We start from the raw sequence: 21,717 nt of genomic DNA, 5'->3' as shown, positions 1-21,717 counted from the left end.
CAACCTCCCTCAGCTGAAGACCGCTGCCACGATCGTGGGCGCAGCGGCGACACCGGCGATGCCGACCAGAACCCAAAGGGCCTGGCGCAGATCGATGATGTTAAAGAACCAGCTCAGGAACACGCCGATCACAGCGAGCGTGGCGATGACGACGCCGAGCGGGCCGGTGAGTGCATCGACAATACCTTGCAGAAGATCCTGGATCGGCGACAGGTCAATCGATTGCGCCATGGCGGGCTCAGCCGGCACGACGAAGACTATCAGCACGGTCAGAAGTAGGGGTAACGGCCTCATGGGGTTTCTCCTTCCAGCCTGTTGAACACGGCCAGCACCCGCTGAACGTGGTTTTGCGTTTCGGGGTAGGGGGGAATGCCATCATGTGCGCGGACGGCGTCGGGACCAGCGTTGTAGGCCGCCAGCGCCAGTCGCGTGTTCCGGAAGGTCTCGAGCTGTGCGGCGAGATAGCGTGCCGAGCCATCGAGGTTGGCCCGCCAGTCAGAGGGATCTACGCCGAGCATCTCTGCGGTTTCCGGTATGAGTTGGCCCAGGCCGATAGCGCCGACCCGAGACCGGGCGTTCAGATTGTAGGCACTTTCGATTTCGATGTTGGCGCGGAAAAGCAGCCGCCACTCAGTTACGGTGAGACCCGCCGCGCGCAAACCCCGGTGGCTGGCATAGCGAAGCGCCGTCTTGTCTATGGCGGCGAGGATGTCCGGGCGCGGGACCGCGATACGCGGGGCGATCGCTGCGATGCGGAAGGTGCCGTTGTCCGGCTCAAGCTTGGTCTCGGCGCTGTCTCCAAAGATATGCAGCGGCGCGTCGGGATCGCCTTGGCCGACGCCGTCGTTGTAATTGCGGGCAAAACTGTCTTGGGAGTTTGACGGGGAAAGCGAGCCGTCGCTTTCCATCGTAAAGATCATTTGCGCCGATACGGCATGTGCCGCGAGCAGCAGAAGGACGGCGCTAGCCGTCGCTGTCGTCGTCGGGCATGTCCGCCAGGGTATATGTCCAGCGCTGTCCTTCGTAGACCGGGAAGGCCACCACTGAGAAACCGAGATCAATAAGGAAGGAGGTGAGGCCAGTGACGGTCTTGAAGACCCTGAGCTGGATGAAATCGCCATTGGGGCGCGCCCGGGCGGTGACGAGTTCCTTCTCGACCCCATCTTCGTTGACGGCGCGCAAGAGCCAGATGCCATGCCAGACGGAGTTCTTCCGGTAGGCATCCTGCTTGCACACGACTTCGACACTGTATCCGGATTCAACGAGCATCTTGAATCCCGCTTCTGTAACCACATTCGGCGCTTCTTTTTGTAAATCTATCGCCACGGCGCGCTCTTCCTGTCCTTGGGCGCACCGGAGCAATTGGTTCCGATGAGCCATGATAACAATAATACTGTTTCGTATGCAAGATGCAGTTGTGTCTTGCGCAAGCTTTCGCTCGACGCCAGTATTACGCATGGCGAGCCGCTTTCCTCAAGCATCGAGGGCCTAATCCCATGCGCAAACAGATCACCAGTATCTGCTATACGGCTGTATTATTGTCTTTCTGGCTTCCCGAGGTTGCGATGGCACAGACTTGCTACGCGCCGGAACGGCCTTTCGTGCCGTCCGATCCACAGGACATTCGCGCGTATGCGGACCTGATTCGGTCTGACTTCGAGCTCTATATCGAGGATATTCAGGCGTATTTTCGCTGCCTCGAACAAGAACGTACACGGGCTTTTGAGGAGGCGCGCGCGGTCAGCGCAGACTATGGACAGTTCTTGCAGGTTGTGGGTGAGTGACGGCCAGACACCCGCATGAAACGACGGACTGCGACCCTACTAAACACGCACCAATAAAGGTCCCCGTCTATCTTCCTGTTTACAGCTTACCGCGTTTGATTTGAGACATCAGGCAGCGTTGGACGATCCAAGTTTAAAGCAAACTTCTCTAGTAGTTCACTTGCTCGTATCCGTAGTTCCCTTCGTAGTCGCGCCATTCCACGAACACGGACCGATGCGAGATCCTCGGGCAATGATCGCCATATTGTTCAAGGCCAACATGCGCCTCCGGTAGAGCGCCGACGCCGCTTTGTCTCCACCGAAAATCGCCTTGCGTGCCGTAGATTCCCAATCTGACGCTGGCGTGGCTGTTGCATTCGCCTTCCCGTCCGGATTCCCATTGGCGGGCCTCGGTCTGGAAGACGCGGATGGAGCGTACGAAGTTGAACTCGGGGCCGCTGATATCGATGTCGGCCCGACCCTGAGCAAGGAGGAACGTAAACCCCTTCGGCAAAGGAGCCGCATCATCGCCTCTCAAGCGGAGCACGTCAGGTTGCAGCGTGGAAGGGGCCGCGTGTGGTGGCGCTTGCAAAGTGGGGGGAAGCGCGCTCGCAGGCGTTCTGGCGACACCTGTGACGGATTTGCCGACCTCATCAACGGGAAAAGACTGAAGCGGCGTTGTCTGATCGAGCTCGAAGAGAGTTTCGTAGATCCGTTCGTCGGTCACAGCTTCCGGATCGACCGTATTGGCCGCGCCCATCGGACACCGCCAGATTTGCAGGGGTGGCTCGACGGGCCAGGGCGTGATCCGCCGGATAAACTCGGCGCGCGCGCGCGCGCAGGGGCCCGAGGTCGGCCAGCCTCCTGAGAGACACAAAAGGATGGCGCAGTCGATCTGGTAGCTTTGGGAGTAAGCAGATTGCGGCGATCCAGCCGCCGTTACGGCCAACAGCCCGCCGATCCAAAGGGAAGTGTTTTGCAGCAGTTTCAGCATGAATACTCCTTCGCCTCCGCGCTACGGATTGAGGAATCAAAACGGTATTCGTGTATCATATAATAGTGTTTTGATGCATCTCTTCTTGTGGAGATATGCGGGTTCCCGCTGAATGGCTGCGAAAGAGATCGCGCTCAGGCGGGTTGTCGCCCCTCATTTGCCGGATGTCGAATATGATGGTCCCTCGCGATACAAACGGCGCGACGGACTGAAATGTCGCCTAGGCTGTTTGCGAGGGCAGCGGCCTGGTGGATGCAAGCCGCGCGTGGACACTCTTGTTGGCCTGAAACCTAGGGGAATACCGGTCGAGATCGATCGGCGGATCGACAAAACGAAATACTATGCTCTCGTCGCTGCATCTGATGGCGAGTTCTTGGGTGTTCCAGACATAGAGCCAGCCGACGACCACCGCCGGATCTTCGCCATAAAGCCTCGCCACGGCGGAGGCTTCGATTCTGAAAGTATGCACAGCCTCGACCTCCAGTCGAAGTTCAATAGACTTGATCGTCTCAGCAGGCCCGAACGACCGCTTCACCTGTTCCGCTTCGGACTGCGCTTTCACGAAGCGGATAGGTGAGTTTCAGGGACTCCAACATGTCAGGTCGCGGCGGTGTCCGGGCTTACGGAGCCCGCGGGACGCAGGTCGTAAGTCGCTAGAAAGAAGACCCGAGTGCTCAATCCTTCGCAGCTCTTCGCCGACCCGTTTCGCGCGCTTCAGTTTTTGGCGCATGGCGAACGTCAAGGTCGATCCTGACCGGCTGGCCGTCCCCATAGGCCACATGATGGTTGACGAGGCCCGGCCAGAGGGCGAACAGCTTAATCTCAGGCCCGTGTTTGCGCACCTTTGACACCACCAGGACAAGCTCCTCGTCACCCACGGAATAAATACACCTATAGCGTGGTTTCCCGTCACCGGTGCCTCCAACCAACTCGTACCGACAGCGAAACGCGACATTCCGTGCGATGAGGTCCTTTACGCCATCCAGCGTGATCAGACTGAGATGTCTCGCAATCGGCACGGCCTGTCCCCCTGACAGGCCTTCTACAGAATCTACTTTCCAGAAAACATAAGCATAGTGCCGATATGTACGAAAACAGAGAAATATATAAAACGGATCTTCCGGCAAATTCTAGCCTAGCGGGAATATTTCCGAACTGCTCGAGCTATGGTTGCCCCAGTATCCTCAACGGAATCGCTGGACCAGCCGTCACAAACCCGTATCGTCACTTCCCGGGTGGGTCGCGATCTCCACGATGTCGATCATCCTGTGGTCGAGATCGGTGGCGTCCAGGAACCAGATCCGGGATATCTCTCCTGTATTCCAACGGTACTCGCGCCAGGCGATCACGCGCGCCCCATCGACATATCCAACACCTTCGCGCACCGGAACCGCGCGCTTCCACGTCTGAGGAGAATTTGCCACAGGAACCAACCAACTCACGACAAGCTACCGACCGGCTCTCCGATCTGATTACAGAACGGATCTCAGTGTATCCCAATGTATTGTTGGATTTGACGAGAACTTTGCCGGATGGTTAACGCTGCTCCGGACGTCACTGCCCAGAAACATCAACGACCGTCGCGCCCGGATGCCAGATCAGCTTGCGCTGCACAGATCGACGCTTGTCCGTCTGCTATTGAGCCGGATGATTGAAGTAGACTGCGTATTTCTTTGGAAACCTGTCGTCGGCCTAGAAATTGCGTTGGATCTCGGGAGAGATCGCCGATTTGTGGCGCTTCAGAACCCGCGCCATCTCTCGGACGGGCACTCTTGCGTGCCACCAGTTCGCGATCTTACGGCGTTCATGAAGGGATAGTTGCGAGTACACGGCTCCCCATACGATGTTCTCCTGTAAGGTAACTCATTGTTTTATAGTGTTATTCGTAATTCAGGGTAGAATGTGCCCCGGGCCGCAGATTTTAACTCGTAATGAAGTTTATGTTAAGAATGGAGGTATTAGCCAGCTTTCCTTGGCTTTCAGAAAATCCTGACCTGGGTTCCCACTTCTGCCAGAGCAAAAAGTTCAGCAATGTGCTCGTTGTACAGTCCAATACAGCCGTTTGATGATTGCCGACCGATTTTGCGCGTGTCACCGGTTCCGTGCACCCGGTAATACTGCCACGACAGATAAAGTGCGTGTGTTCCAAGCGGGTTGTCAGGACCCGGCGGCCAATAGTCAGGCCATTCGGGGTTACGCTCTTTCATTGATGGAGTGGGCCGCCAACTCGGCCCCTCCACCTTCCTTATAACCTTTGTATATCCCCTGCGGGTCAACTCTTCCGAGGCAGGGACACTCGACGGGTAGAGTTTGTAGACACTTTCGTCTTCCGACCAATACTGGACTGCACGCGAGTCGATGTCGCACAAAATTGCACCGTGCTGAAGGTTATCGAAGTGGTCTTGCCAGGGATCCGCACTAAAGGACGAAATATTTCTGCGTACCGCCGAGGGCTCCTGCTCCTGAGCACGGAGAAGGGAAGGTGCTACCAGAAGTCCGATCATAGTTGTCGAAACGAACTGGCGTCGTGTTTTCAGTGTTTTTGTCATATGCCTCGCCTCATTCTTTTGTTGGCTGACGGATACGACCTCTAGTAGCTAGAGGTTCAACTGAAAAACGATGACGTTCTCGTGAGGTCGCGAGTTTACAGGTAACGACGCGTTTCAGCGCAATAATCGCGATACTTGGAGCCGTATTGTTCATTCAGCCACGGCTCTTCTGCGAGCGGGGCAAGGGCCAGCGCGGCAACTCCAACGATGACGATAGCCCAAACCCAAGGTGACGCGAAGAGAAGACCAAAGCCTATCAGGATGGCCATGTCGGCAAGGTATTGCGGATGCCGAGAGAAACGGTAGAGACCCGAAGTGATCAGCTCGTCTTTCGCACCGCTGGTGGCTTTCAGTCCAATGCTGAATGCCCCCCACCAGACAATCAGATTTCCGGTTGCGATCAAGAACGGCCCGACCGCCCAACGGAGCGCGTTGGTCATAGAAGCGGATTTCCAATCCAAAATGCCCAAACCGATCACCGCCCCAAACACGGCCAATGTGAGTCCCCATGCAGTGTTTGGTATGACTGAATGCTCTCTGTTTGGAGGCCAGATGCGCTTGGACGGGCGGGCGATCGACCAAAGGAGCGCACCAATCAAAACCAGACCGGACAGCAGGCCAACGACCACTAGTATGCCTTGGGCAATCGTCATGAGCGGTGTCCGAACACCTGCGCCTCCTGATGCGCATTGTCGCTCGCTTCGAATTCAAGCGTGGAATGCTCGATTGAGAAACGTTCATGCAGCACCGATTTGACGTTTTCTTTAATCTTGTCGGCCTCACCCATCCGTTCGCGTTCGACGACAATATGGCAGTCCAATGCCGCAGCGTGCTCCTGCATTTGCCACAGGTGGACATGATGCACGTCCACAACGCCATCGACACTCTGGATCGCTCTGACCACGTCATTTCCATCAATATCTGGCGGGCTTCCGAGCATCAGGGTTCGAATTGGGCCCCCTATTTCGGTGAAGGACAGATACAGGATGTAGAGCGCGATGCCGATGGTGATGGCCGGATCAACCCAACGCATATCATAAAGTATAATGAGCGTCCCGCCGACTATGACGGCCACTGAAGCCAACGCATCCGAAAGGTTGTGGAGAAAAAGCGCACGGATGTTCACGCTCCCCTTCTGCATCGAATAGGTCAGCATTGCGGTCAGCGTGTCGACCACAAGCGCGATTCCACCGAGAATGACGACGGTCCACCCCATGACTTCGGGCGGATCGATCATGCGCATGCTACCCTCGTAGATCAGGTAGAAGCCGATCACGATCAGGGTGGTGTAGTTAATCAGGGCTGCGACGATTTCGACCCGGCCATATCCGAAGGTCATGCGCTCATCGGCCGGGCGGCGCGCGATCCTGCGCGCGGCAAAGGCAATGACAAGCGAAGCCATATCGGAAAAGTTGTGCAGCGCATCGGCGATCAGTGCCAGACTACCCGAGAATATGCCCCCGACGATCTGCGCAACGGTAAGAAGCCCGTTCGCCCAGATCGCGATGGCAACCCGCCGATCGCCAGTATCCGGATCAATATGCGCGTGCCCATGATCATGCGGCATTGGCAGGCTCCTTATGCGCGTGTGTCGCGCGTCCGTCAGTCTTGAGGCGGCCGCTGCGGAAACCACGTACGCGCGCATTCATCCAGTGGCGGATGATATGACGGTAAAGGGCACCACGCAGCCATCCAAAGGATTGCTCATGGGACAAATAGAAGGCGTCCGGCGTATCAAACACGCCGAAATCTTGCACGATGCCGGTTTTCTGAATGTAGGTATCTTCTCCGTTCCAGGCGACGGGAGGCGCGCCAAGACAATCCGTGCCCGCGCCATAACCGCAGAGACTGTCCGTGTCCGAGAAAGACGTTTGCAGGACTTTGAGGAAAGCGTCATCCAGGATGAAGCCTTCGAAATTGATCCAAGCACCTTGATATTCGATCTCAACCCATGAGTGGAGAATTTCCTGAGGAGCAAGCGGATACACCAACTCTGGGACAACACCGCGCTGCAAGCCTTTGTGGATCGTAAACCCATGCAACCGGCAACGAATGCCGACACCACGCAGCAGCGCCATCAAGAGCGTCCCTTTGGTATTGCACTGCCCATAGCCGTCGGAAAGCACATCCGAGGCGGGGATGTCGTCGGCTCGATTGTATCCGAACGCGATTTCATTCCGAACGAAATCATAGGTAGCTCCGATCCGATCGTATTCGGATAAGCCGCGCCAGCCGCGGGTCTCAATTAGATGCGCAAGAGGCGCGGCATCAAAATCCAGTAGTTTGGTGGGTACAAGTAGGGGGTCGGTCATATGCAACGGGTCGCTCCTCGAATCGTCTTGGAACAAGACTAATTGCTATAGTCACTGTAGCTTCAATCCTTTCTTTCAGAAAGAATCTCCCGCAACTATTTGCCCGTATGAACTGCTTTGTGGTGTTCGCCGTGTGCGTCGCGCAGAATGTCGATACCTCCCCAGGCCGCGATCCCGGCGACAATCACGCCGACGACGAGGTCCGGCCAGTTTGTTCCCAGCCAGGCGACGAGGCCGCCAGCCACGACGATTCCGAGGTTCGCGGCGAAATCGTTGTAACTGAAGGTGTTGGCCGCGCGGATGTTGACGTCCGGATCTTTAAGCTTAGCGAGCAGCCAGACGCAGACTGCGTTGATGGCCGCCGCCATCAGGGCCATGGCGATCATGATCGTCCCGAGCGGATCTGACCCGCCGATGTAGCGGCGCCACGCATCGTAGAGGATGCCTGCAGCGAACAGGATCAGCAGCCCACCGGAGATGTTCGCCGCCCCGCGTTTCCATTTGTCGGATCGGGACAAAGCGAAAAGGCTGATCGCGTAGACGAAGCTGTCGGAGAGGTTATCGAGCCCGTTGGCGATCAGGGCACTTGAGTCGCCGAAGGCGCCTGTTGCGAAAAAGGCCACGGCCAAGCCGATATTAAGCGCCAGAACGATCCAAAGCGTCCGTCTCTCCATTGAATCTTGTCTAGCGGCCATTTTGTGGTTCCAGCTTGTGTTGTACGACACATTAACTTCTGCGGCTGATCTGCGTTCCAGCCGGAATGTTGGCTGACTTCCTTCAGGCCCCGATTTCCTCGTGCTCGGTCAGGCATTCCGAATGGTCCCGCAACACCTCAAGCACCTTGCAGTCTCCGGTCCGCCCGCCGCTGCATTCGTGAACCATGCGTTTCAGTTCCGTGCGCAGCGCCTTCAGGCGGGCCATGCGCTGCTCCACCTGTTTGAGCTGGCGACGCGCGATGGCATCTGCCTCGTCGCAGGGGCGGTTGGGATGGTCGCTGAGGTCGAGCAGCTCGCGGATCGCATCGAGCGAGAAACCGAGTTGCCGCGAATGGCGGATGAAGGACAGTCGGTCGAGCTGTGCATTGTCGTAGCGCCTCTGTCCGCCTTCGGTCCTGCCAGGTTCGGGCATGAGTCCGATCTGTTCGTAGTACCGGATAGTCTGCACTTTTGTGCCAGTCTTCTTTGACAGAGTACCGATCGTGAGCATTTTCGCCTCCATGAAAAAGATACAGTTTGTGTAGGTTTTGCCGTCGGAATAAACAAGTGTCGGATTCACAGACGCGTGAGTTCAAGCTATACCATGATTTCGTGCTTGAACCTCTAGCGGCTAGAGGATGTATCCGCACATGCAATAAGAATCAAAAACAGGCGAACAGGATTGTCCCTTACATCGGCACAGAAGTTTCTTTGGGTTTTGGCAGGCGTGGCAGCGCTTGCCTTCGTATGGCTCTTGCTATGGTCCGATTATCGTGCCGATAGCGCCCGAACTGACGCCGAGCCGCCTTTTTTCGCTGAGTTCGAACTGACGGACCACCAGGGTATGGTTCAAACCGAGGAGGACTTTGCGGGGCGCTGGATGCTTGTTTTTTTCGGCTTTACCAACTGCCCCGACGTCTGCCCGACGACCCTATCTGAGGTCGCGGCGGTGATGGAGGGTCTGGGCGACGATGCCGCCAAGGTCCAGCCGATTTTCATAACAATCGACCCTGAACGAGACACGCCCGCAGCACTCGCCGAATACGTCCCGCTGTTCGATGCGGGCATCATCGGGCTGACGGGCACGCCGGAACAGATCGCCGCCACGTCCGAGACGTTTCCAATCTTCTTTGAGCGCGTCGAAGAGGCCGCAGCGCCGGATGGTTACACGATGGGCCACACGTCGCATCTGTTCCTCTTCGATCCCGACGCGGGCTTCGCCGACTCGTGGCCCTACGGCACCTCCGCCGAAAAGATCCTCGCCGATCTGGAAGAGAGGATCTGACCGAAATGAACCGCATATCCGGAGAAACAGCCCTCGGGCTGGCGTGGATCATCGCACTCGTCGCCTCGCTTGCCGTGCTTTTCATCGGCGAGGTGCTGGGGCAGACGCCCTGTTTGCTGTGCTGGTTCCAGCGCGCCTTCATGTTTCCCTTGGCCATTGTCCTCGGGCTCGGCCTTTGGTGGCGGGACGGCCGCGTGGGGCGCTACGGCATCGCATTGGCGCTTGGCGGCGGCGCAATCGCCCTCTGGCACATGGGGCTGTACGTCGGTCTTGTTCCCGAACGCATCCAGCCCTGCACGGCCACCGGCCCCTCTTGCACCGATGACAACCAACTGGTCTTCGGCATCCCGATCCCGCTGATGGCGCTCGCCGCCTTCGCGCTGATCGGGGCGCTGTCGGCCCTTTCATTGAAGGACACACGAACATGAACCGACGCGGCCTGATCCTGTCCGTTCTCGCCCTCGGCGTCGCCGGCTTCGGCGGAGCCACCTGGTTTGCAACCCGCCCCGGCCCGGTGGCCGAAGCGGAGCCTGTTGCGCCGGAACTCGCGGACGCGATGATCCGCCCCTACTCGCCCATCCTCGGGCCTGCGGAAGCGCCCGTCACGATCGTCGAATTCTTCGATCCGGCCTGCGAGGCCTGTCGCGCCTTTCATCCCATCGTGAAGGACATCATGGCCGAGCATGGGGATGCTGTCCGCGTCGTGATCCGCTACACGCCCTTCCACGGCGCGGCATCCGAGGAAGCGATCCGCGTGCTCGAGGCGGCGCGCATGCAGGACGTTTACGTGCCGGTGCTTGAGGCCGTTCTGCGGGAACAGCCGAGATGGGCGTCGCACGGTGCCCCGGCGCCTGGCCTGATCCTTCAGATCGCCGCCACGGCCGGACTCGATGCCGAGGCCGCGCGCACGCAAATGCTGGCACCCGATGTCGTGGCGATCCTGAACCAGGATCGTGCTGACGTCGAGACCGTGGGAATTCGCCAGACGCCCACATTCTTCGTGAACGGCAAGCCGCTCGATCCATTCGGAGAGGCAGAATTGCGTCGTCTGGTGGCTGCCGAAGTCGCTGCTGTGCAAAGCTGAATGGAAAGGGCAGGATCAGAACGATGAAAAAGTATATTTTGACCAGCACACTGGCGGCGCTTTTGACCCTTGGAGGGTTCTCAGCGCCCGCGCTGGCCGGACTCGAGTATGTTGTCGTCGAGAACGCGTGGTCCCGCGCCTCCATCGGGATGAACCGTCCCGGGGCCGCTTACATGACGATCCGCAACACTGGCGACGAGCCAGTGACGCTGATCGGCCTTACAACACCGCTCGCGATGATGCCCGAAATTCACGAGACGAAGACAAATGCCGAAGGTGTGAGTTCCATGAGCCCGGCGGGGGAGATCGCGATCGCCCCGGGCGAGAGCGTCGCGCTCGAACCGGGGGGCCTGCACGCAATGCTGATGCGGCTACAAGAACCGATGACGGAAGGGGACACCTTTCCGCTGACCCTGCTTTTCGACGACGGAGGCGAAGTGACGGTCGAGGTGCCGATCCTTGGAATCGCCGCGCGGGGGCCAGAGGACTGATGCGGCGACGGGCGATCCTGGGGTACGGGGCGGCTGGTGTCGGGGCGGTCGCCCTGATGCTCTTCGTCGGTTGGTGGCAGGTCGATGGACCCGGTGGACCCGAACCTGTCGGGCAGCGGCCTGTGGCCCTGACCGAGATGGATTTCCGTCTGACGGATCATGAGGGCAACGCGGTCGGGCCAGAAACCCTTATCGGTCGCCCGACGATGGCGTTCTTCGGCTTTACCTACTGTCCCGATGTCTGCCCGACCACGCTCTCGGACATTTCGGGATGGCTCGACGATCTGGGAGACGAGGCCGACGAAATGAACGTGGTTTTCATCACGGTCGATCCCGAGCGCGACACTGTCGAAACGATGGCCGAATATGTCGGCTACTTCCATCCTGGGATACGTGGCTGGACGGGACCGGAAGAGCAGATCGCGCGCGTCGCGGACGGCTTCCGCGCCACCTACGAGCGGGTGCCGACGGAAAGCGGCGATTACACGATGAACCACACCGCGAGCGTCTTCCTGTTCGCAGCCTCTGGGCGGTTCGTCACCATGATCGACTATCACGAACCCAGAGAATTCGCGGTGCCGAAAATTCGCCGCGCGCTAGCAGAAGAAATGGAGGGGGCGACATGAGGCTCAGAACTTTGGCGGCGGGTGTCGCAATTGCGGGGACGGTTTCGGGAGCGGCTATCGCCATCTCTGATTTCATGTCGAAAGAACCCGTGCCGCCGGAACTTGCCCAGGCAGGTAGCTGGATGCCCCAAGGTCCTGAAGCCCCTAGAAACGTTGAAATCCTCGTGACGCTGCCCGCGACGGCATGGGCAGAGGATGCACCCGACCTCGGCCCCCTACCCCTTCTGCAGGTCGCGTTTGCCGACAGGCCGGTAAGGGCGATCGAGCCACCGCTGTCGACGTGGTCGCGCGACATTGCACCTGGCGAGACGCTCGATTTCTTGCTGTCCGAAGCTGGACTTGCGGCACCTGACAGAGCCGAAGTTGCCCTCGCGCTTGGCGCGGAATACGATCTGCGACGGCTGCGGCCGGGGCACTCGGTCACTGTCGCTTCGACCGTGGACGGCAGCCCCCGCACCGTCTCACTCGCCGTCGAGGACGGGGTTCGGATCGAGGTGGTTTTCGGCGAGAAGTTGTCCACGCAGGTCGTGGCTCCGGATCCGGAGATCGTAACCCTTGCCGGCGAAGCGGTGATCTACAGCTCGATCTTCGCGGCACTCGACGAAGCCGGCATACCCGCCCGTTTTTCCGTGGACCTTGCGCAGATGCTGGGTGGGACCGTGGACTTCCGCCGCGAGTTGGCCGGTGGCGAGACACTAAGGCTTCTCTGGCGCGAGGCGCGTGTGGGCGAGGACAGGATCGGACAGCCCGAGCTCGCCTTCGCCGCATTGGAGATCGGCGGTTCGCTTTACGAGATCGTATGGCCAAACGACGGCAGCGGTCAGGCGACGATCTACGTCGATGGCGAGGTGCTGCGCGTCTTCGCACAGCCGGTCGAGGGTGCGCGCCTAAGCTCGGTGTTCGGACGCCGTACGCATCCGGTCTTTGGCAACGTCCGGATGCACACCGGCGTCGATTTCGCAGCGGCACGTGGGACACCGGTTCAATCGACGGCACCGGGGCGGGTCAGTTTCATCGGCTGGCGGGGCGGCTATGGTCGAGTGGTCGAAATCGCCCACGGCTCCGACACCATGACGCGCTACGCGCATCTGAGCGCCGTGCCGGAAGACCTGGCACAAGGCCAACGCGTTGCGGCGGGAGATGTGATCGGCCGCGTCGGCGCGACTGGTACGGCGACAGGTCCGAACCTGCACTACGAAGTCCTCGTGGATGGGCGCCCGACTGACCCCCTCGCTGACGACCGGCTCGCCGAAGCAGCCGAGAGCGAAGCGGATGATACCGCCGCGCTCTCGCGTCTGGCCGAGGCGCGCGCACTTCTGAATCAAAACCTCGGCAGCGAGATTGCCGAAACGACAACCGAAAGGCTCTGACCCATGAAACGTATGACCCAAGCTCTTGCCATCACGCTCGCCCTGTTCCCGGCGGCACAGGCCCTCGCAGAGGCAACGGCGATCGACGTCCGCAAGACGAACGGTTGCGGCTGCTGCCTCTCGTGGATGAACCATCTCGAAGAAAACGGGTTTGCGCCGACGGGCGAGAACATGTTCGGTGGGTCGTTGGTTCGCTTCAAGCTCGACAACGGCGTGCCGCAGCGCATGGTCTCCTGCCACACCGCGCTCATTGATGGCTACGTGATCGAAGGCCATGTCCCAGCCGCTGACATCCGCCGCCTTCTCGAGGAGCGCCCGGACGCCGTCGGCCTCGCCGTTCCGGGGATGCCCTATGGCTCGCCCGGCATGGGGCCAGAAGACGACCGCGAGGCCTATGATGTCTTCCTCATCCGCAAGGACGGGTCGACGGAAGTCTTTTCGAGCTACGCCGAAGGATAATCTGGCCCGCCCATGGAAAATCTGTCTCCGATAATGCTCGGCTTTCTCGGAAGTCTCGCTGCCGGTTCGCTCACGGCAGTCGGGGCAGCTCCCGTGCTGTTCGGGCGCATCCCGTCCCGGGCCACGCGCGATCTGTCGCTCGGCTTCGCTGCCGGTGTCATGCTGTCAGCCTCGTTCTTTTCGCTGATCATCCCGGCATTGGATGCGGCAGAGCCAATGTTCGAAAACGACGCGATGCCTGCGGCCATCGTATGCGTCTCGATCCTTCTGGGCATGGGGGCTGTCGCGCTGATGAACGAGAAGCTGCCGCACGAGCACTTCAAGACGGGACGCGAAGGGCCCGAAGCGGCGTCTTTGCGGCGGGTCTGGCTGTTCATCATCGCGATCACGATCCACAACTTCCCCGAAGGCCTCGCGGTCGGGGTCGGCTTCGGATCCGGAGGTATGGAGGGCGGTCTGCCGCTCGCCATCGGCATCGGGCTTCAGAATGCGCCCGAAGGATTGGCCGTCGCTGTATCTCTGCTGGGCGAGGGATATCCGAAGCTGCGCGCCTGGGGCATCGCGGCGCTGACGGGCATGGTCGAGCCGATTGGCGGCCTGCTCGGGGCCGGGATCATCACACTGTCGGAACCGCTGCTGCCTTGGGGTCTGGCCTTTGCCGCGGGAGCGATGCTCTACGTCATCAGCCACGAAATCATCCCTGAAACCCATCGCAGCGGCCATCAGAACAGGGCAACGCTCGGGCTGGCAGTCGGGCTCGTTCTGATGCTGTTCCTTGATGTCTGGTTGGGATGAGGCAATGTCACTAAACAAGGTATCTCCGGTTATCGGCGTCTTCGCGGCGCTTGCTGCGTTCGCGATTGATCAGATCACCAAAGCCATTGTCGTTGCGAATGCCGCCACTTTAAGCGCCGGGATTTCCGTGTTTCCGCGATTCAACCTCGTCTTTTATCGTAATGACGGCGTGACTTTCGGGATGCTGGGCGGCGCGCCGTGGTGGAGCCTCATCGCTCTCGCTCTTGTCATCTGTGTTTGGCTGGGGATTATGCTGTTTCGCGCCGACAATGCGGTCGAAACGCTTGCCTATGGCGCGATGATTGGCGGAGCCCTGGGCAATGTCATCGATCGTGTGCGGTATCGGGCTGTAACAGACTTTCTCGATTTCTACATTGGCACAACACATTGGCCTGCCTTCAACTTGGCCGATGTATTTGTCGTCAGTGGCGTGGGGCTCTTGCTCGCCGCGCCATGGATCAGCGCGCGGCGTTCGATCAAGTCGTGAAGCCGGAAATTCTGAACCGCATCGCTCTGCGCCACCGTTTTCTTTCGCGGATGACGCTTGGTTTCGTCGCCGGGGCGCTGACCGTTCTGACTTTCCCGCCTTTCTCGCTTCTCTTGCTTGTTCCCATTGCCTATTCCGCGTTGTTTGTCGGTCTTCGCGATCTCTCCTTCGGGCGCGCTTTCCTCGTCGGCTGGGCGTTTGGTCTTGGCCAGTTCGGTTTCGGGATTTCGTGGATTGCAGAGAGTTTCTACGTCGAGGCCGAGCGGTTTGGGACGATGGCGATCCCGGCGGTCGCGGGATTGTCCGCAGGTCTCGCGATTTTCCCAGCCATTGCCGCCGCGCTTTTTGCCGAAATCGCGCGGCGCGGAGCCATGGGCAGTCTCTTGGCCTGCCTCCTGTTCGCGACCTCCTGGACCGCTGCCGAGTGGTTGCGAGGTCACGTTTTGACAGGATTTCCGTGGAACCTCGCCAGCTACGCTATGGTCGATTACGCCGCTTTTCGCCAGCCCGCCGCCTGGGTCGGAAGCTATGGGTTAAGCTTTCTCACCGTGTTCGTTGCGGTACTCCCCGGCGCGGCTGCCATGGCGTCCGGGCGGCAACGATTGACCATCTCGCTCATGGCGCTGGCCGGCATAGCGACGATGTGGGCTGTCGGCACGCTTCGCCTCCAGTCGGATGCACAACAGCCATCCGGTGTCGACCTGCGCATTGTCCAAGGCAACATTCCACAAGAGGAGAAATGGGCGCCCGAGAACCGCGAGGCGACATTCGCGCGCTATCTTGAGCTTTCAACCCGGCGCGGCGATTTCGACGTTCTTCTCTGGCCGGAAACCGCCTTTCCGGGTTTCCTCGATGAGGATACGGAGGCGCAGACCCGCATTGCCGCCGCGCTACCAGAAGGCAGCGTGCTGCTCACCGGGGTGCCGGACCGGGTACCGAGCGAGGATGGCACCCGATATTTCAACACGGTCCAGGCTTTTGGCGCGACCGGCGGAATCCTGACCGGATACGCGAAACACCATCTCGTACCCTTCGGCGAATATGTGCCATTCCGTGGCTGGTTGCCCATCGAGCGGCTCACGGCGGGTCTGGGCGATTTTACGCCCGGACCGGGCCCGCGAACGCTTGCGCTTCCGGGTGTGCCGCTGGTCGCCGTGGCGATCTGCTATGAGATCATCTTCCCAAGCCATGTGGTCGACGACCTGTTCAGGCCAGACTGGATCTTCAACGCCACCAACGACGCCTGGTTTGGCACCAGCATCGGACCTGAGCAGCATCTGGCTTCCGCACGTATGCGCGCCATAGAGGAAGGCCTTCCTGTAATTCGAGCCGCGAATACGGGCATCTCTGCGGTCATCGACGCGAGCGGAGAGATCGTTGCGCGGCTCGATACCGGCGAAACGGGCATCATCGACGCTAGCCTGCCCTCCGCGCGACCGCCGACACTCTACGCGAGCTTCGGGGACTGGATGCTGTTGGCGCTCATCTTGGCTTCGTGGAGCTGGGCAATGGCGGCCAATGCGACGGCTCACTACCGCCGCATGAGAAGGACCGTCATGCAAAGATGTGGATAGGTGTTCCGTCCTTCACCATTGCATAGATGTCCTCGATCTGCCGATCTGTGACCGCGATGCAGCCAGCTGTCCAATCGCGGACATTTGTCGGGTCGATGCCCGGGCGTGGACCACCATGGATGAAGATGTCGCCGCCGGGGGAAAGGCCCTGCGCTTCGGCAAAGGCGATGTCGGCCTCGTTCGGATAAGAGATACCAACTGAAAGATGATACGTACTTTCAGGGTTGCGCTTATCTACTATGTAGGTGCCCTCCGGGGTCCGGCCGTCTCCCTCGAATTGCTTGTGACCCACAGGAGCGAAACCCAGCCCGACCGGATAGGTTTGCAATACGCGATCGGCTCCGTCGAGAACAAGCAAGCGCTGCCCCTTATAAAGCCGAACACGGGTCACCTCGGGTCCGCCATAGCTGCGGAACTTGCTAGCACAGCCGGACAAAAACGCTGCCAACCCGCCCAACAGGACGGCGCGGCGGGGAAATCGGATGGTTTTCACTGCTCGATGCCTCTTTCGTGAGGTCTGATATTGACATTACGTTACCTTGCAAATGCTGAGTGATCAATGTCCGTGGGCAAGCGCGGCTTTTGTTATCTGTGGACCAACCTGATCACCGCCGGACGGCGGCGCCTTGGCCTCTTGGCTGTTAAGCAGGCGCAGGGCGTTGGCCACCACCAGCAATGACACTCCTACGTCGGCTGCAATAGCGCCCCACATCGATGCCACTCCGAACGCAGTAGCGACGACGAAAACACCCTTGGTCGCCAAGGAAATACCGATGTTCTGATGGATAATCGACATTGTCCGGCGCGAATGACCGATCAGCCAAGGCACCTTGCCGAGGTCGTCGGTCATCAGGGCAATATCCGCCGTCTCGATTGCCGCGTCCGAACCAACAGCACCCATCGCGATGGCGTAATGCGCACGTGCCATGGCGGGGGCGTCGTTCACCCCGTCGCCGATCATGGCCACCATGTCATGCGTTTCGACCAGTTCTTCGATGGCAGTCACCTTGTCTTCGGGCAGAAGCTCGGCGCGGACCTCGTCGATGCCGACCTCGGCGGCAACGGCGCGCGCTGTCCGCTCGTTGTCGCCCGTCAGCATGACGATGGTCTTCACGCCTTGCGCGTGGAGCCGTGCCACGATGCCCTTGGCGTCGGGGCGGATACGGTCGCGCAATTCCAGAATGCCCGTCACGCCGGTGTCGTCGCCCACGGCAACAAGGGTGCTGCCGGCGCCTTCGATGCGGTCGCGCAAATCCTTCGGAATGGCGTCGCCGAAACCCTTATCCTCGGCAAACCGGTCGGACCCTAGCCAGATCGACCGGCCGTCTGTGCGTCCTTCAAGTCCCCTACCGGGAACGGTTCGGGTATCTTGCGCGGCGGACACATTGATCCCGTCGGCTTCTGCCCGCGCGAGAATGGCGCGCGCCAAGGGATGCGAGGAACGTGCCTCCAGTCCAGCGGCGAGGGTCATCAGATCTTGCGCCGATGCTTTGCCCAGCAGATGCACCGCCGCCACCTCGGGCTCGCCCATGGTGATCGTGCCGGTCTTGTCCATGGCCAGTGCAGTCGTCTTGCCCGGTGCCTCAACATATGCGCCGCCCTTGATCAGCACCCCGGCCCGCGCTGAGGCGGTGAGTGCAGCGACGATGGAGACCGGTGTCGAGATGACCAGAGCGCATGGGCAAGCGATCACCAGCAGCACGAGTGCATTGTAGAACCAATAATCCCAGGCCCCCCCGAAAATGAGCGGCGGCAGCAGGGCAATTGCGATGGCGAGAGCCATGACGATAGGCGTGTAGATGCGGGCGAACTTCGCCACCCACTGCTCCACCGGCGCGCGGCGGGCATGGGCGTCACCGACCATGCGGATGATCTTGGCCAACACGGTATCCGAGGCGGCCTTCGTGGCGCGCACCGTCAGTGTGCCTTCGCCGTTGATCGTACCGGCGTAGACTTCGTCGCCCCGTTCCTTCGGGACCAGCGCACTCTCTCCGGTGATTGGCGCCTGATCGACGGCCCCTGCCCCATCGACAACCTCACCATCCAATGGGATGCGGTCGCCGCCCCGCACGATGAAACGTGCGTTGATAGCAACCGCGGAAGCCGGAACGTCCGCTTCCGTGCCGTCATCATTAAGAACTCTTGCCGTCGGCGGCGCGAGGTCGAGCAGAGCTGAAATCGCATTCCTCGCACGCCCGACGCTCCAGCTTTCGAGGAAAAGCGAGAGCGAGAAGAAGAACGCGACCGTTGCCGCCTCGAAAAATTCGCCAAGGCCAATTGCACCCGCGACTGCGACGACCATCAGCAGATTCATGTCGGGCGACAGCCGCCGTGCGGACGACCATGCCTTGGGTGCCACGAGCCAGACACCGAACAGGATCGCAACCGCGAATAGCCCTGCCTCGACCAGTGGCATCGGCGCTTCGCCGTGCCCCGCGAAGAGGCCGAGTGCCCCCCCCATGCCGGTCTCGATGATGTGCCACAGAAATCCCGCGGCCCAGAAGCCGCCGCTCAGAATCGTGAACCATTTCTGTTTGGCGAGATGCGACGCCTGATCGGCGCTGGCATTGTCCGCGTCCCACGCACGGGCCGTCATCCCCGTGCTGGCAACCAAGTCCAAGATCTGGCTGTCCGAAATCTGGTCAGCGCTTTCCAGCACGGTCATCCGACCGTTGATCACATCAAAAGCCAGGTGCTCTGCCCCGCCGAGTTTCGGACCGACGACTTTGGAGAGGATGGAGACCTCTTCGGCGCAGTCGAGGCCACTCACCTGAAAGCTTCGGCCATGCTCGGGCGGCGTTGAAGGGATTGCGCCCGCAGATCCCGTGCCGCCACCGCAGCAGGTTGCCTCACCAGAACCATTCGTTGAATGGTCATGTGCGTGAGAGACGTCGTGTTGCTCGGTCTCGGAATTTGCCGCCATTTGATCTCTCCAGAATCATATGTTGAAACGACTCTAATGTCTCCAGTGGCTTTAGGTTCAAGACCTAACTCCAATGTCGTTGTAGATTTCCAAACGGCACAACTGAGGTCGTTGCAACATGGCGCAGAGAATGCGATTGATATCCGTAGAAATGCAAATTGTGTGAACTGGCAGGGGGTTGTCGTGCGAATTGGATCAGGAACACTATTGGTAGGCGCTATTTTATTGAGCGCGTGTTCAGCTACGACGCCTCCAAACGGGCCATCCGATATCGGGAACGTCCCGGAAGCCGTGGTTGAGTTGGCCGGGCCTGGTCAGAATCTGGCTACAGCCCGCCTTCGCCCAGAAGACGGTTGCTACTGGTACGAACACAGTGGCCCTGTCGAAACCACGCTGTTGCCGTTGCGCACGGCGCGCGGCAACCCGATTTGCGTGGCCAAAGAAGCCTGACCGTTGCTCGTGGAAGAGGTCATTCGGCAGCGTAAAGGTGTGCTGTCGAGCCAATCTGTACATTTGGGTAGAGATCGTTGATATGCGCCATCACCATACGGACGCAGCCTGAACTGGCCCGACCACCGATAGATCGCGCCTCAGGCGATCCGTGTATTCTTAGATAGGTGTCTCGATTGCCAACAAAGAGGTAAAGCGCACGGGATCCAAGCGGATTACTCGGCCCCGGTTCCTGCCCATCTGCCCATTGAGCGTATTCGGGGTTCCGCTCGATCATGGAGGCCGTTGGCGTCCAATGCGGCCATTCAACCTTGCGCTTTATTGTGTAGGTTCCCGGCTCGTAGAGATTACCCCTCGCAATGGCCACACCATAGCGCATCGCTGTGCCGCCATCCTCGATGTGGTAGAGATAGCGCGCAACTGCATCGACGTGAATGTCCCCCGGTTTCAGCCCATCGTTCGCAGTCACTCGCTGCGGTAGAAACCGAGACTGCAGCCCCCATGGGTTTGACGTCGCCGGATCGTACCCTACCGGAGTAACTTGCGCATCCCAGGCGGCCTTCTCGCTATTTGTCGGCCAGCTTTTTGCCAACACGGGGCTTGCCAACGGTGCCGAGAACAATGCAGCGCTCGTTGAAATGAAATGACGTCGTGTCAGCATTAATCGTACTCCGGCTTCTAATTCCAACAGTCTTGTGGCGTTTGTCATCGGGTTTTATCGTGGTGATACAACCTCAAGCAACTATAGGTTCAAGTGTCCATCTCAGTTTTCTGGTCAAGTTTTCTTGAGTAATGGGGCTGATGAAACAGCCGAATTTGGCCATTCACATGTCATATCCCACCGAATTCCCTGAATGCGAGTAACGCGTCACAACGGTTCCTGTTGCGCGATTTTGGGTTGCGTGAATGAATGCTTGTAAGCGGCGTAGGCCCAAACCACTGCAAGCATAAGACTAAGCACGGCGTTCCAACTCGCCATAGACAGGCTGAGGAACTCCCAGGCGACTTCGTCGCACATGACCAAGGCCGATGCTGTGGATGATGCAGAGGGCAGAAGGTCCGCAGCTGACAAGTTTGACATATCAAGACCAGAGCCTGTGCAAGATGTCGGACCTTCCCACCAACCTCGTTCGACGCCGGTATGAAACATCCCGATGCCTGCTGTCACGGACGCAGCGACAGCGCCTGCCATCAGTAGCAGTAAGATGGGCAAACCAACCATGAGGAGCGCGCCAATAGCGATGGCGATCGCGTGAGGGTATCGCTGCCAAATGCACATCGCGCATGGTGCGTAGCCCGCTGCCTGAAACAAGAAGGCAGCCAGCAAAAGAACGGCCGATCCGCCGGCAGCGATCAAACCAAGTTGTTTCGAAGACAGCGGCATTCACTTTCCTTTCGCCTACATGCAGCTCGGCGGTCGAATTCGGTGTACCTCTCCAAGCACGCGCCGCAGTTGCCGATTTCTCGGCAACTGCGCATTCGTGATCAGTTCGGCATTATGGCCCCGATTGCGTACATGCCATCCTCGCCCTTGACGAGCATCAGGGTCACCTCGTCACCATCGGTCACCTCTCCCATCATCTGCGCGTTTTCCAGAACCGTCATATCCATCGTCATTGCAGGCCAGCCGATCTCGGGAATTGGGTCATGGCTCACATTTGCAGTGCCGTCGCCGATCGAATTGATCACGGCCTTCGCGTGAACTGCGCCCTCCATTTGTTCGGCGGACATCGGCATGTCCGAATGATCCATATTGTGGTTCATTTGTGCGATAGCCCCTGTCGCGGACAGGGTCAGAAGTGCGAGACTTGCAGTCAGTATCTTCATGAGAAGCTCCATTCTTGAGGTTTGTGCGTTCGA

At 59.4% G+C, this 21,717-nt stretch carries 30 protein-coding genes and 1 pseudogene; 12 read left to right on the top strand and 19 right to left on the bottom strand.

What is annotated here, in order from left to right:
* Positions 1-9: 9 nt before the first annotated feature.
* Genes MUB52_RS17545 through MUB52_RS17535 form a run of 3 tightly spaced genes read right to left on the bottom strand, consistent with a single transcriptional unit; the run spans position 10 to position 1,326 of the window.
* The gene (locus MUB52_RS17545) at positions 10-294 is read right to left on the bottom strand and encodes a TrbC/VirB2 family protein (RefSeq protein WP_220800881.1); all 285 of its coding nucleotides are present in this window, start codon (positions 292-294) and stop codon (positions 10-12) included.
* The gene (locus MUB52_RS17540; protein WP_263845509.1) at positions 291-920 is read right to left on the bottom strand and encodes a lytic transglycosylase domain-containing protein; all 630 of its coding nucleotides are present in this window, start codon (positions 918-920) and stop codon (positions 291-293) included. Before MUB52_RS17540 ends, MUB52_RS17545 begins: the two co-directional genes overlap by 4 nt.
* 43 nt (positions 921-963) lie before the next feature.
* Positions 964-1,326, bottom strand: coding sequence for a hypothetical protein (locus tag MUB52_RS17535; RefSeq protein ID WP_263845508.1), 363 nt, complete (start codon positions 1,324-1,326; stop codon positions 964-966).
* A gap of 239 nt (positions 1,327-1,565) precedes the next feature.
* Here MUB52_RS17535 and MUB52_RS17530 point away from each other — a divergent pair, with 239 nt between their 5' ends.
* The gene (locus tag MUB52_RS17530) at positions 1,566-1,784 is read left to right on the top strand and encodes a hypothetical protein (protein WP_263845519.1); all 219 of its coding nucleotides are present in this window, start codon (positions 1,566-1,568) and stop codon (positions 1,782-1,784) included.
* Positions 1,785-1,932: 148 nt separating this feature from the next.
* Here the strand turns inward: MUB52_RS17530 and MUB52_RS17525 are convergent, their stop codons facing one another.
* From MUB52_RS17525 to MUB52_RS17480, 11 genes and pseudogenes are all read right to left on the bottom strand, one after another.
* A complete protein-coding gene (locus MUB52_RS17525; protein ID WP_263845507.1) occupies positions 1,933-2,757 on the bottom strand; it encodes a hypothetical protein in 825 nt (274 codons plus the stop codon).
* Between the two features lie 220 nt (positions 2,758-2,977).
* A complete protein-coding gene (locus tag MUB52_RS17520) occupies positions 2,978-3,292 on the bottom strand; it encodes a hypothetical protein (protein WP_220800879.1) in 315 nt (104 codons plus the stop codon).
* 139 nt (positions 3,293-3,431) lie between these two features.
* Positions 3,432-3,884: a hypothetical protein gene (locus MUB52_RS17515; protein ID WP_263845506.1), complete on the bottom strand. Its 453-nt coding sequence runs from the start codon at positions 3,882-3,884 to the stop codon at positions 3,432-3,434.
* Positions 3,885-3,965: 81 nt separating this feature from the next.
* The gene (locus tag MUB52_RS17510; RefSeq protein WP_263845505.1) at positions 3,966-4,181 is read right to left on the bottom strand and encodes a hypothetical protein; all 216 of its coding nucleotides are present in this window, start codon (positions 4,179-4,181) and stop codon (positions 3,966-3,968) included.
* A gap of 214 nt (positions 4,182-4,395) precedes the next feature.
* Positions 4,396-4,602 (bottom strand): annotated as a pseudogene (locus MUB52_RS24105) (helix-turn-helix domain-containing protein); the annotation flags it as partial.
* A gap of 134 nt (positions 4,603-4,736) precedes the next feature.
* Complete coding sequence (locus MUB52_RS17505) at positions 4,737-5,261, bottom strand: L,D-transpeptidase (RefSeq protein WP_374758662.1); 525 nt, start codon at positions 5,259-5,261, stop codon at positions 4,737-4,739.
* Positions 5,262-5,401: 140 nt separating this feature from the next.
* Positions 5,402-5,959 (bottom strand): methyltransferase family protein, encoded by a 558-nt coding sequence (locus MUB52_RS17500; RefSeq protein ID WP_263845504.1) that lies wholly within the window; start codon positions 5,957-5,959, stop codon positions 5,402-5,404.
* On the bottom strand, positions 5,956-6,873 hold the full coding sequence (locus MUB52_RS17495; protein ID WP_220800872.1) for a cation diffusion facilitator family transporter: 918 nt from the start codon (positions 6,871-6,873) through the stop codon (positions 5,956-5,958). The genes MUB52_RS17500 and MUB52_RS17495 overlap by 4 nt, the downstream gene beginning before the upstream one ends.
* Complete coding sequence (locus MUB52_RS17490; protein ID WP_220800871.1) at positions 6,863-7,618, bottom strand: transglutaminase-like domain-containing protein; 756 nt, start codon at positions 7,616-7,618, stop codon at positions 6,863-6,865. The genes MUB52_RS17495 and MUB52_RS17490 overlap by 11 nt, the downstream gene beginning before the upstream one ends.
* Positions 7,619-7,713: 95 nt before the next feature.
* On the bottom strand, positions 7,714-8,292 hold the full coding sequence (locus MUB52_RS17485) for a cation transporter (protein WP_220800909.1): 579 nt from the start codon (positions 8,290-8,292) through the stop codon (positions 7,714-7,716).
* Positions 8,293-8,395: 103 nt separating this feature from the next.
* Entirely contained in the window at positions 8,396-8,824 is a 429-nt protein-coding gene (locus tag MUB52_RS17480; protein ID WP_013959865.1) for a MerR family transcriptional regulator, read from the bottom strand.
* Positions 8,825-9,031: 207 nt separating this feature from the next.
* On the opposite strand from MUB52_RS17480, the gene MUB52_RS17475 reads away from it, so the two are divergent.
* The 10 genes from MUB52_RS17475 to lnt are packed head-to-tail and all read left to right on the top strand — an operon-like array spanning position 9,032 to position 16,484.
* On the top strand, positions 9,032-9,598 hold the full coding sequence (locus MUB52_RS17475; protein WP_220800908.1) for an SCO family protein: 567 nt from the start codon (positions 9,032-9,034) through the stop codon (positions 9,596-9,598).
* Between the two features lie 5 nt (positions 9,599-9,603).
* Positions 9,604-10,026 carry a disulfide bond formation protein B gene (locus MUB52_RS17470; RefSeq protein WP_013959867.1) on the top strand — a complete coding sequence of 141 codons (423 nt, stop codon included), beginning with the start codon at positions 9,604-9,606 and terminating at the stop codon, positions 10,024-10,026.
* Entirely contained in the window at positions 10,023-10,682 is a 660-nt protein-coding gene (locus MUB52_RS17465; RefSeq protein WP_263845503.1) for a DsbA family protein, read from the top strand. Before MUB52_RS17470 ends, MUB52_RS17465 begins: the two co-directional genes overlap by 4 nt.
* Positions 10,683-10,705: 23 nt before the next feature.
* Positions 10,706-11,173, top strand: a complete 468-nt coding sequence (locus MUB52_RS17460; protein WP_013959869.1) for a copper chaperone PCu(A)C — start codon at positions 10,706-10,708, stop codon at positions 11,171-11,173.
* The gene (locus tag MUB52_RS17455; protein ID WP_013959870.1) at positions 11,173-11,799 is read left to right on the top strand and encodes an SCO family protein; all 627 of its coding nucleotides are present in this window, start codon (positions 11,173-11,175) and stop codon (positions 11,797-11,799) included. Before MUB52_RS17460 ends, MUB52_RS17455 begins: the two co-directional genes overlap by 1 nt.
* Positions 11,796-13,169 carry a M23 family metallopeptidase gene (locus MUB52_RS17450; RefSeq protein WP_013959871.1) on the top strand — a complete coding sequence of 458 codons (1,374 nt, stop codon included), beginning with the start codon at positions 11,796-11,798 and terminating at the stop codon, positions 13,167-13,169. Before MUB52_RS17455 ends, MUB52_RS17450 begins: the two co-directional genes overlap by 4 nt.
* A gap of 3 nt (positions 13,170-13,172) precedes the next feature.
* The gene (locus MUB52_RS17445) at positions 13,173-13,628 is read left to right on the top strand and encodes a DUF411 domain-containing protein (protein ID WP_013959872.1); all 456 of its coding nucleotides are present in this window, start codon (positions 13,173-13,175) and stop codon (positions 13,626-13,628) included.
* Positions 13,629-13,640: 12 nt separating this feature from the next.
* Positions 13,641-14,423, top strand: coding sequence for a ZIP family metal transporter (locus MUB52_RS17440; protein WP_220800869.1), 783 nt, complete (start codon positions 13,641-13,643; stop codon positions 14,421-14,423).
* 4 nt (positions 14,424-14,427) lie between these two features.
* On the top strand, positions 14,428-14,910 hold the full coding sequence (gene lspA / locus MUB52_RS17435; RefSeq protein ID WP_259650584.1) for a signal peptidase II: 483 nt from the start codon (positions 14,428-14,430) through the stop codon (positions 14,908-14,910).
* A complete protein-coding gene (gene lnt, locus MUB52_RS17430) occupies positions 14,877-16,484 on the top strand; it encodes an apolipoprotein N-acyltransferase (RefSeq protein ID WP_263845502.1) in 1,608 nt (535 codons plus the stop codon). The genes lspA and lnt overlap by 34 nt, the downstream gene beginning before the upstream one ends.
* Here the strand turns inward: lnt and MUB52_RS17425 are convergent.
* A complete protein-coding gene (locus tag MUB52_RS17425) occupies positions 16,465-16,977 on the bottom strand; it encodes a L,D-transpeptidase family protein (RefSeq protein WP_220800866.1) in 513 nt (170 codons plus the stop codon). The two genes, lnt and MUB52_RS17425, sit on opposite strands and share 20 nt — an antisense overlap.
* 63 nt (positions 16,978-17,040) lie before the next feature.
* Positions 17,041-19,407, bottom strand: coding sequence for a heavy metal translocating P-type ATPase (locus tag MUB52_RS17420; protein WP_259650583.1), 2,367 nt, complete (start codon positions 19,405-19,407; stop codon positions 17,041-17,043).
* A 219-nt stretch (positions 19,408-19,626) separates the two neighbouring features.
* Here MUB52_RS17420 and MUB52_RS17415 point away from each other — a divergent pair, with 219 nt between their 5' ends.
* A complete protein-coding gene (locus tag MUB52_RS17415) occupies positions 19,627-19,857 on the top strand; it encodes a hypothetical protein (RefSeq protein ID WP_245538201.1) in 231 nt (76 codons plus the stop codon).
* A gap of 19 nt (positions 19,858-19,876) precedes the next feature.
* Here the strand turns inward: MUB52_RS17415 and MUB52_RS17410 are convergent, their stop codons facing one another.
* The 3 genes from MUB52_RS17410 to MUB52_RS17400 form a co-directional block, all read right to left on the bottom strand.
* The gene (locus MUB52_RS17410; protein WP_013959879.1) at positions 19,877-20,518 is read right to left on the bottom strand and encodes a L,D-transpeptidase; all 642 of its coding nucleotides are present in this window, start codon (positions 20,516-20,518) and stop codon (positions 19,877-19,879) included.
* Positions 20,519-20,725: 207 nt separating this feature from the next.
* On the bottom strand, positions 20,726-21,241 hold the full coding sequence (locus MUB52_RS17405; RefSeq protein ID WP_013959880.1) for a disulfide bond formation protein B: 516 nt from the start codon (positions 21,239-21,241) through the stop codon (positions 20,726-20,728).
* Between the two features lie 101 nt (positions 21,242-21,342).
* Complete coding sequence (locus MUB52_RS17400; protein ID WP_013959881.1) at positions 21,343-21,684, bottom strand: copper-binding protein; 342 nt, start codon at positions 21,682-21,684, stop codon at positions 21,343-21,345.
* Between the last annotated feature and the right edge of the window lie 33 nt (positions 21,685-21,717).

It is taken from the genome of Roseobacter sinensis (assembly GCF_025755255.1).
Taxonomy (GTDB): Bacteria; Pseudomonadota; Alphaproteobacteria; order Rhodobacterales; family Rhodobacteraceae; genus Roseobacter; species Roseobacter sinensis.
Note: the sequence above shows the minus strand (reverse complement) of the source record. Positions and strands in the feature narration are given on the sequence as shown.

Coding starts and splice junctions, on each gene's coding strand:
- MUB52_RS17440 (WP_220800869.1), top strand. CDS start 13,641: ATGGAAAATCTGTCTCCGATAATGCTCGGCTTTCTCGGAAGTCTCGCT.
- MUB52_RS17405 (WP_013959880.1), bottom strand. CDS start 21,241: ATGCCGCTGTCTTCGAAACAACTTGGTTTGATCGCTGCCGGCGGATCG.
- MUB52_RS17540 (WP_263845509.1), bottom strand. CDS start 920: ATGATCTTTACGATGGAAAGCGACGGCTCGCTTTCCCCGTCAAACTCC.
- MUB52_RS17460 (WP_013959869.1), top strand. CDS start 10,706: ATGAAAAAGTATATTTTGACCAGCACACTGGCGGCGCTTTTGACCCTT.
- MUB52_RS17455 (WP_013959870.1), top strand. CDS start 11,173: ATGCGGCGACGGGCGATCCTGGGGTACGGGGCGGCTGGTGTCGGGGCG.
- MUB52_RS17480 (WP_013959865.1), bottom strand. CDS start 8,824: ATGCTCACGATCGGTACTCTGTCAAAGAAGACTGGCACAAAAGTGCAG.
- MUB52_RS17400 (WP_013959881.1), bottom strand. CDS start 21,684: ATGAAGATACTGACTGCAAGTCTCGCACTTCTGACCCTGTCCGCGACA.
- MUB52_RS17470 (WP_013959867.1), top strand. CDS start 9,604: ATGAACCGCATATCCGGAGAAACAGCCCTCGGGCTGGCGTGGATCATC.
- MUB52_RS17545 (WP_220800881.1), bottom strand. CDS start 294: ATGAGGCCGTTACCCCTACTTCTGACCGTGCTGATAGTCTTCGTCGTG.
- MUB52_RS17505 (WP_374758662.1), bottom strand. CDS start 5,261: ATGATCGGACTTCTGGTAGCACCTTCCCTTCTCCGTGCTCAGGAGCAG.
- MUB52_RS17495 (WP_220800872.1), bottom strand. CDS start 6,873: ATGCCGCATGATCATGGGCACGCGCATATTGATCCGGATACTGGCGAT.
- MUB52_RS17485 (WP_220800909.1), bottom strand. CDS start 8,292: ATGGAGAGACGGACGCTTTGGATCGTTCTGGCGCTTAATATCGGCTTG.
- MUB52_RS17465 (WP_263845503.1), top strand. CDS start 10,023: ATGAACCGACGCGGCCTGATCCTGTCCGTTCTCGCCCTCGGCGTCGCC.
- MUB52_RS17525 (WP_263845507.1), bottom strand. CDS start 2,757: ATGCTGAAACTGCTGCAAAACACTTCCCTTTGGATCGGCGGGCTGTTG.
- lspA (WP_259650584.1), top strand. CDS start 14,428: ATGTCACTAAACAAGGTATCTCCGGTTATCGGCGTCTTCGCGGCGCTT.
- MUB52_RS17420 (WP_259650583.1), bottom strand. CDS start 19,407: ATGGCGGCAAATTCCGAGACCGAGCAACACGACGTCTCTCACGCACAT.
- MUB52_RS17445 (WP_013959872.1), top strand. CDS start 13,173: ATGAAACGTATGACCCAAGCTCTTGCCATCACGCTCGCCCTGTTCCCG.
- MUB52_RS17530 (WP_263845519.1), top strand. CDS start 1,566: ATGGCACAGACTTGCTACGCGCCGGAACGGCCTTTCGTGCCGTCCGAT.
- MUB52_RS17450 (WP_013959871.1), top strand. CDS start 11,796: ATGAGGCTCAGAACTTTGGCGGCGGGTGTCGCAATTGCGGGGACGGTT.
- MUB52_RS17410 (WP_013959879.1), bottom strand. CDS start 20,518: ATGCTGACACGACGTCATTTCATTTCAACGAGCGCTGCATTGTTCTCG.
- MUB52_RS17490 (WP_220800871.1), bottom strand. CDS start 7,618: ATGACCGACCCCCTACTTGTACCCACCAAACTACTGGATTTTGATGCC.
- lnt (WP_263845502.1), top strand. CDS start 14,877: ATGGATCAGCGCGCGGCGTTCGATCAAGTCGTGAAGCCGGAAATTCTG.
- MUB52_RS17500 (WP_263845504.1), bottom strand. CDS start 5,959: ATGACGATTGCCCAAGGCATACTAGTGGTCGTTGGCCTGCTGTCCGGT.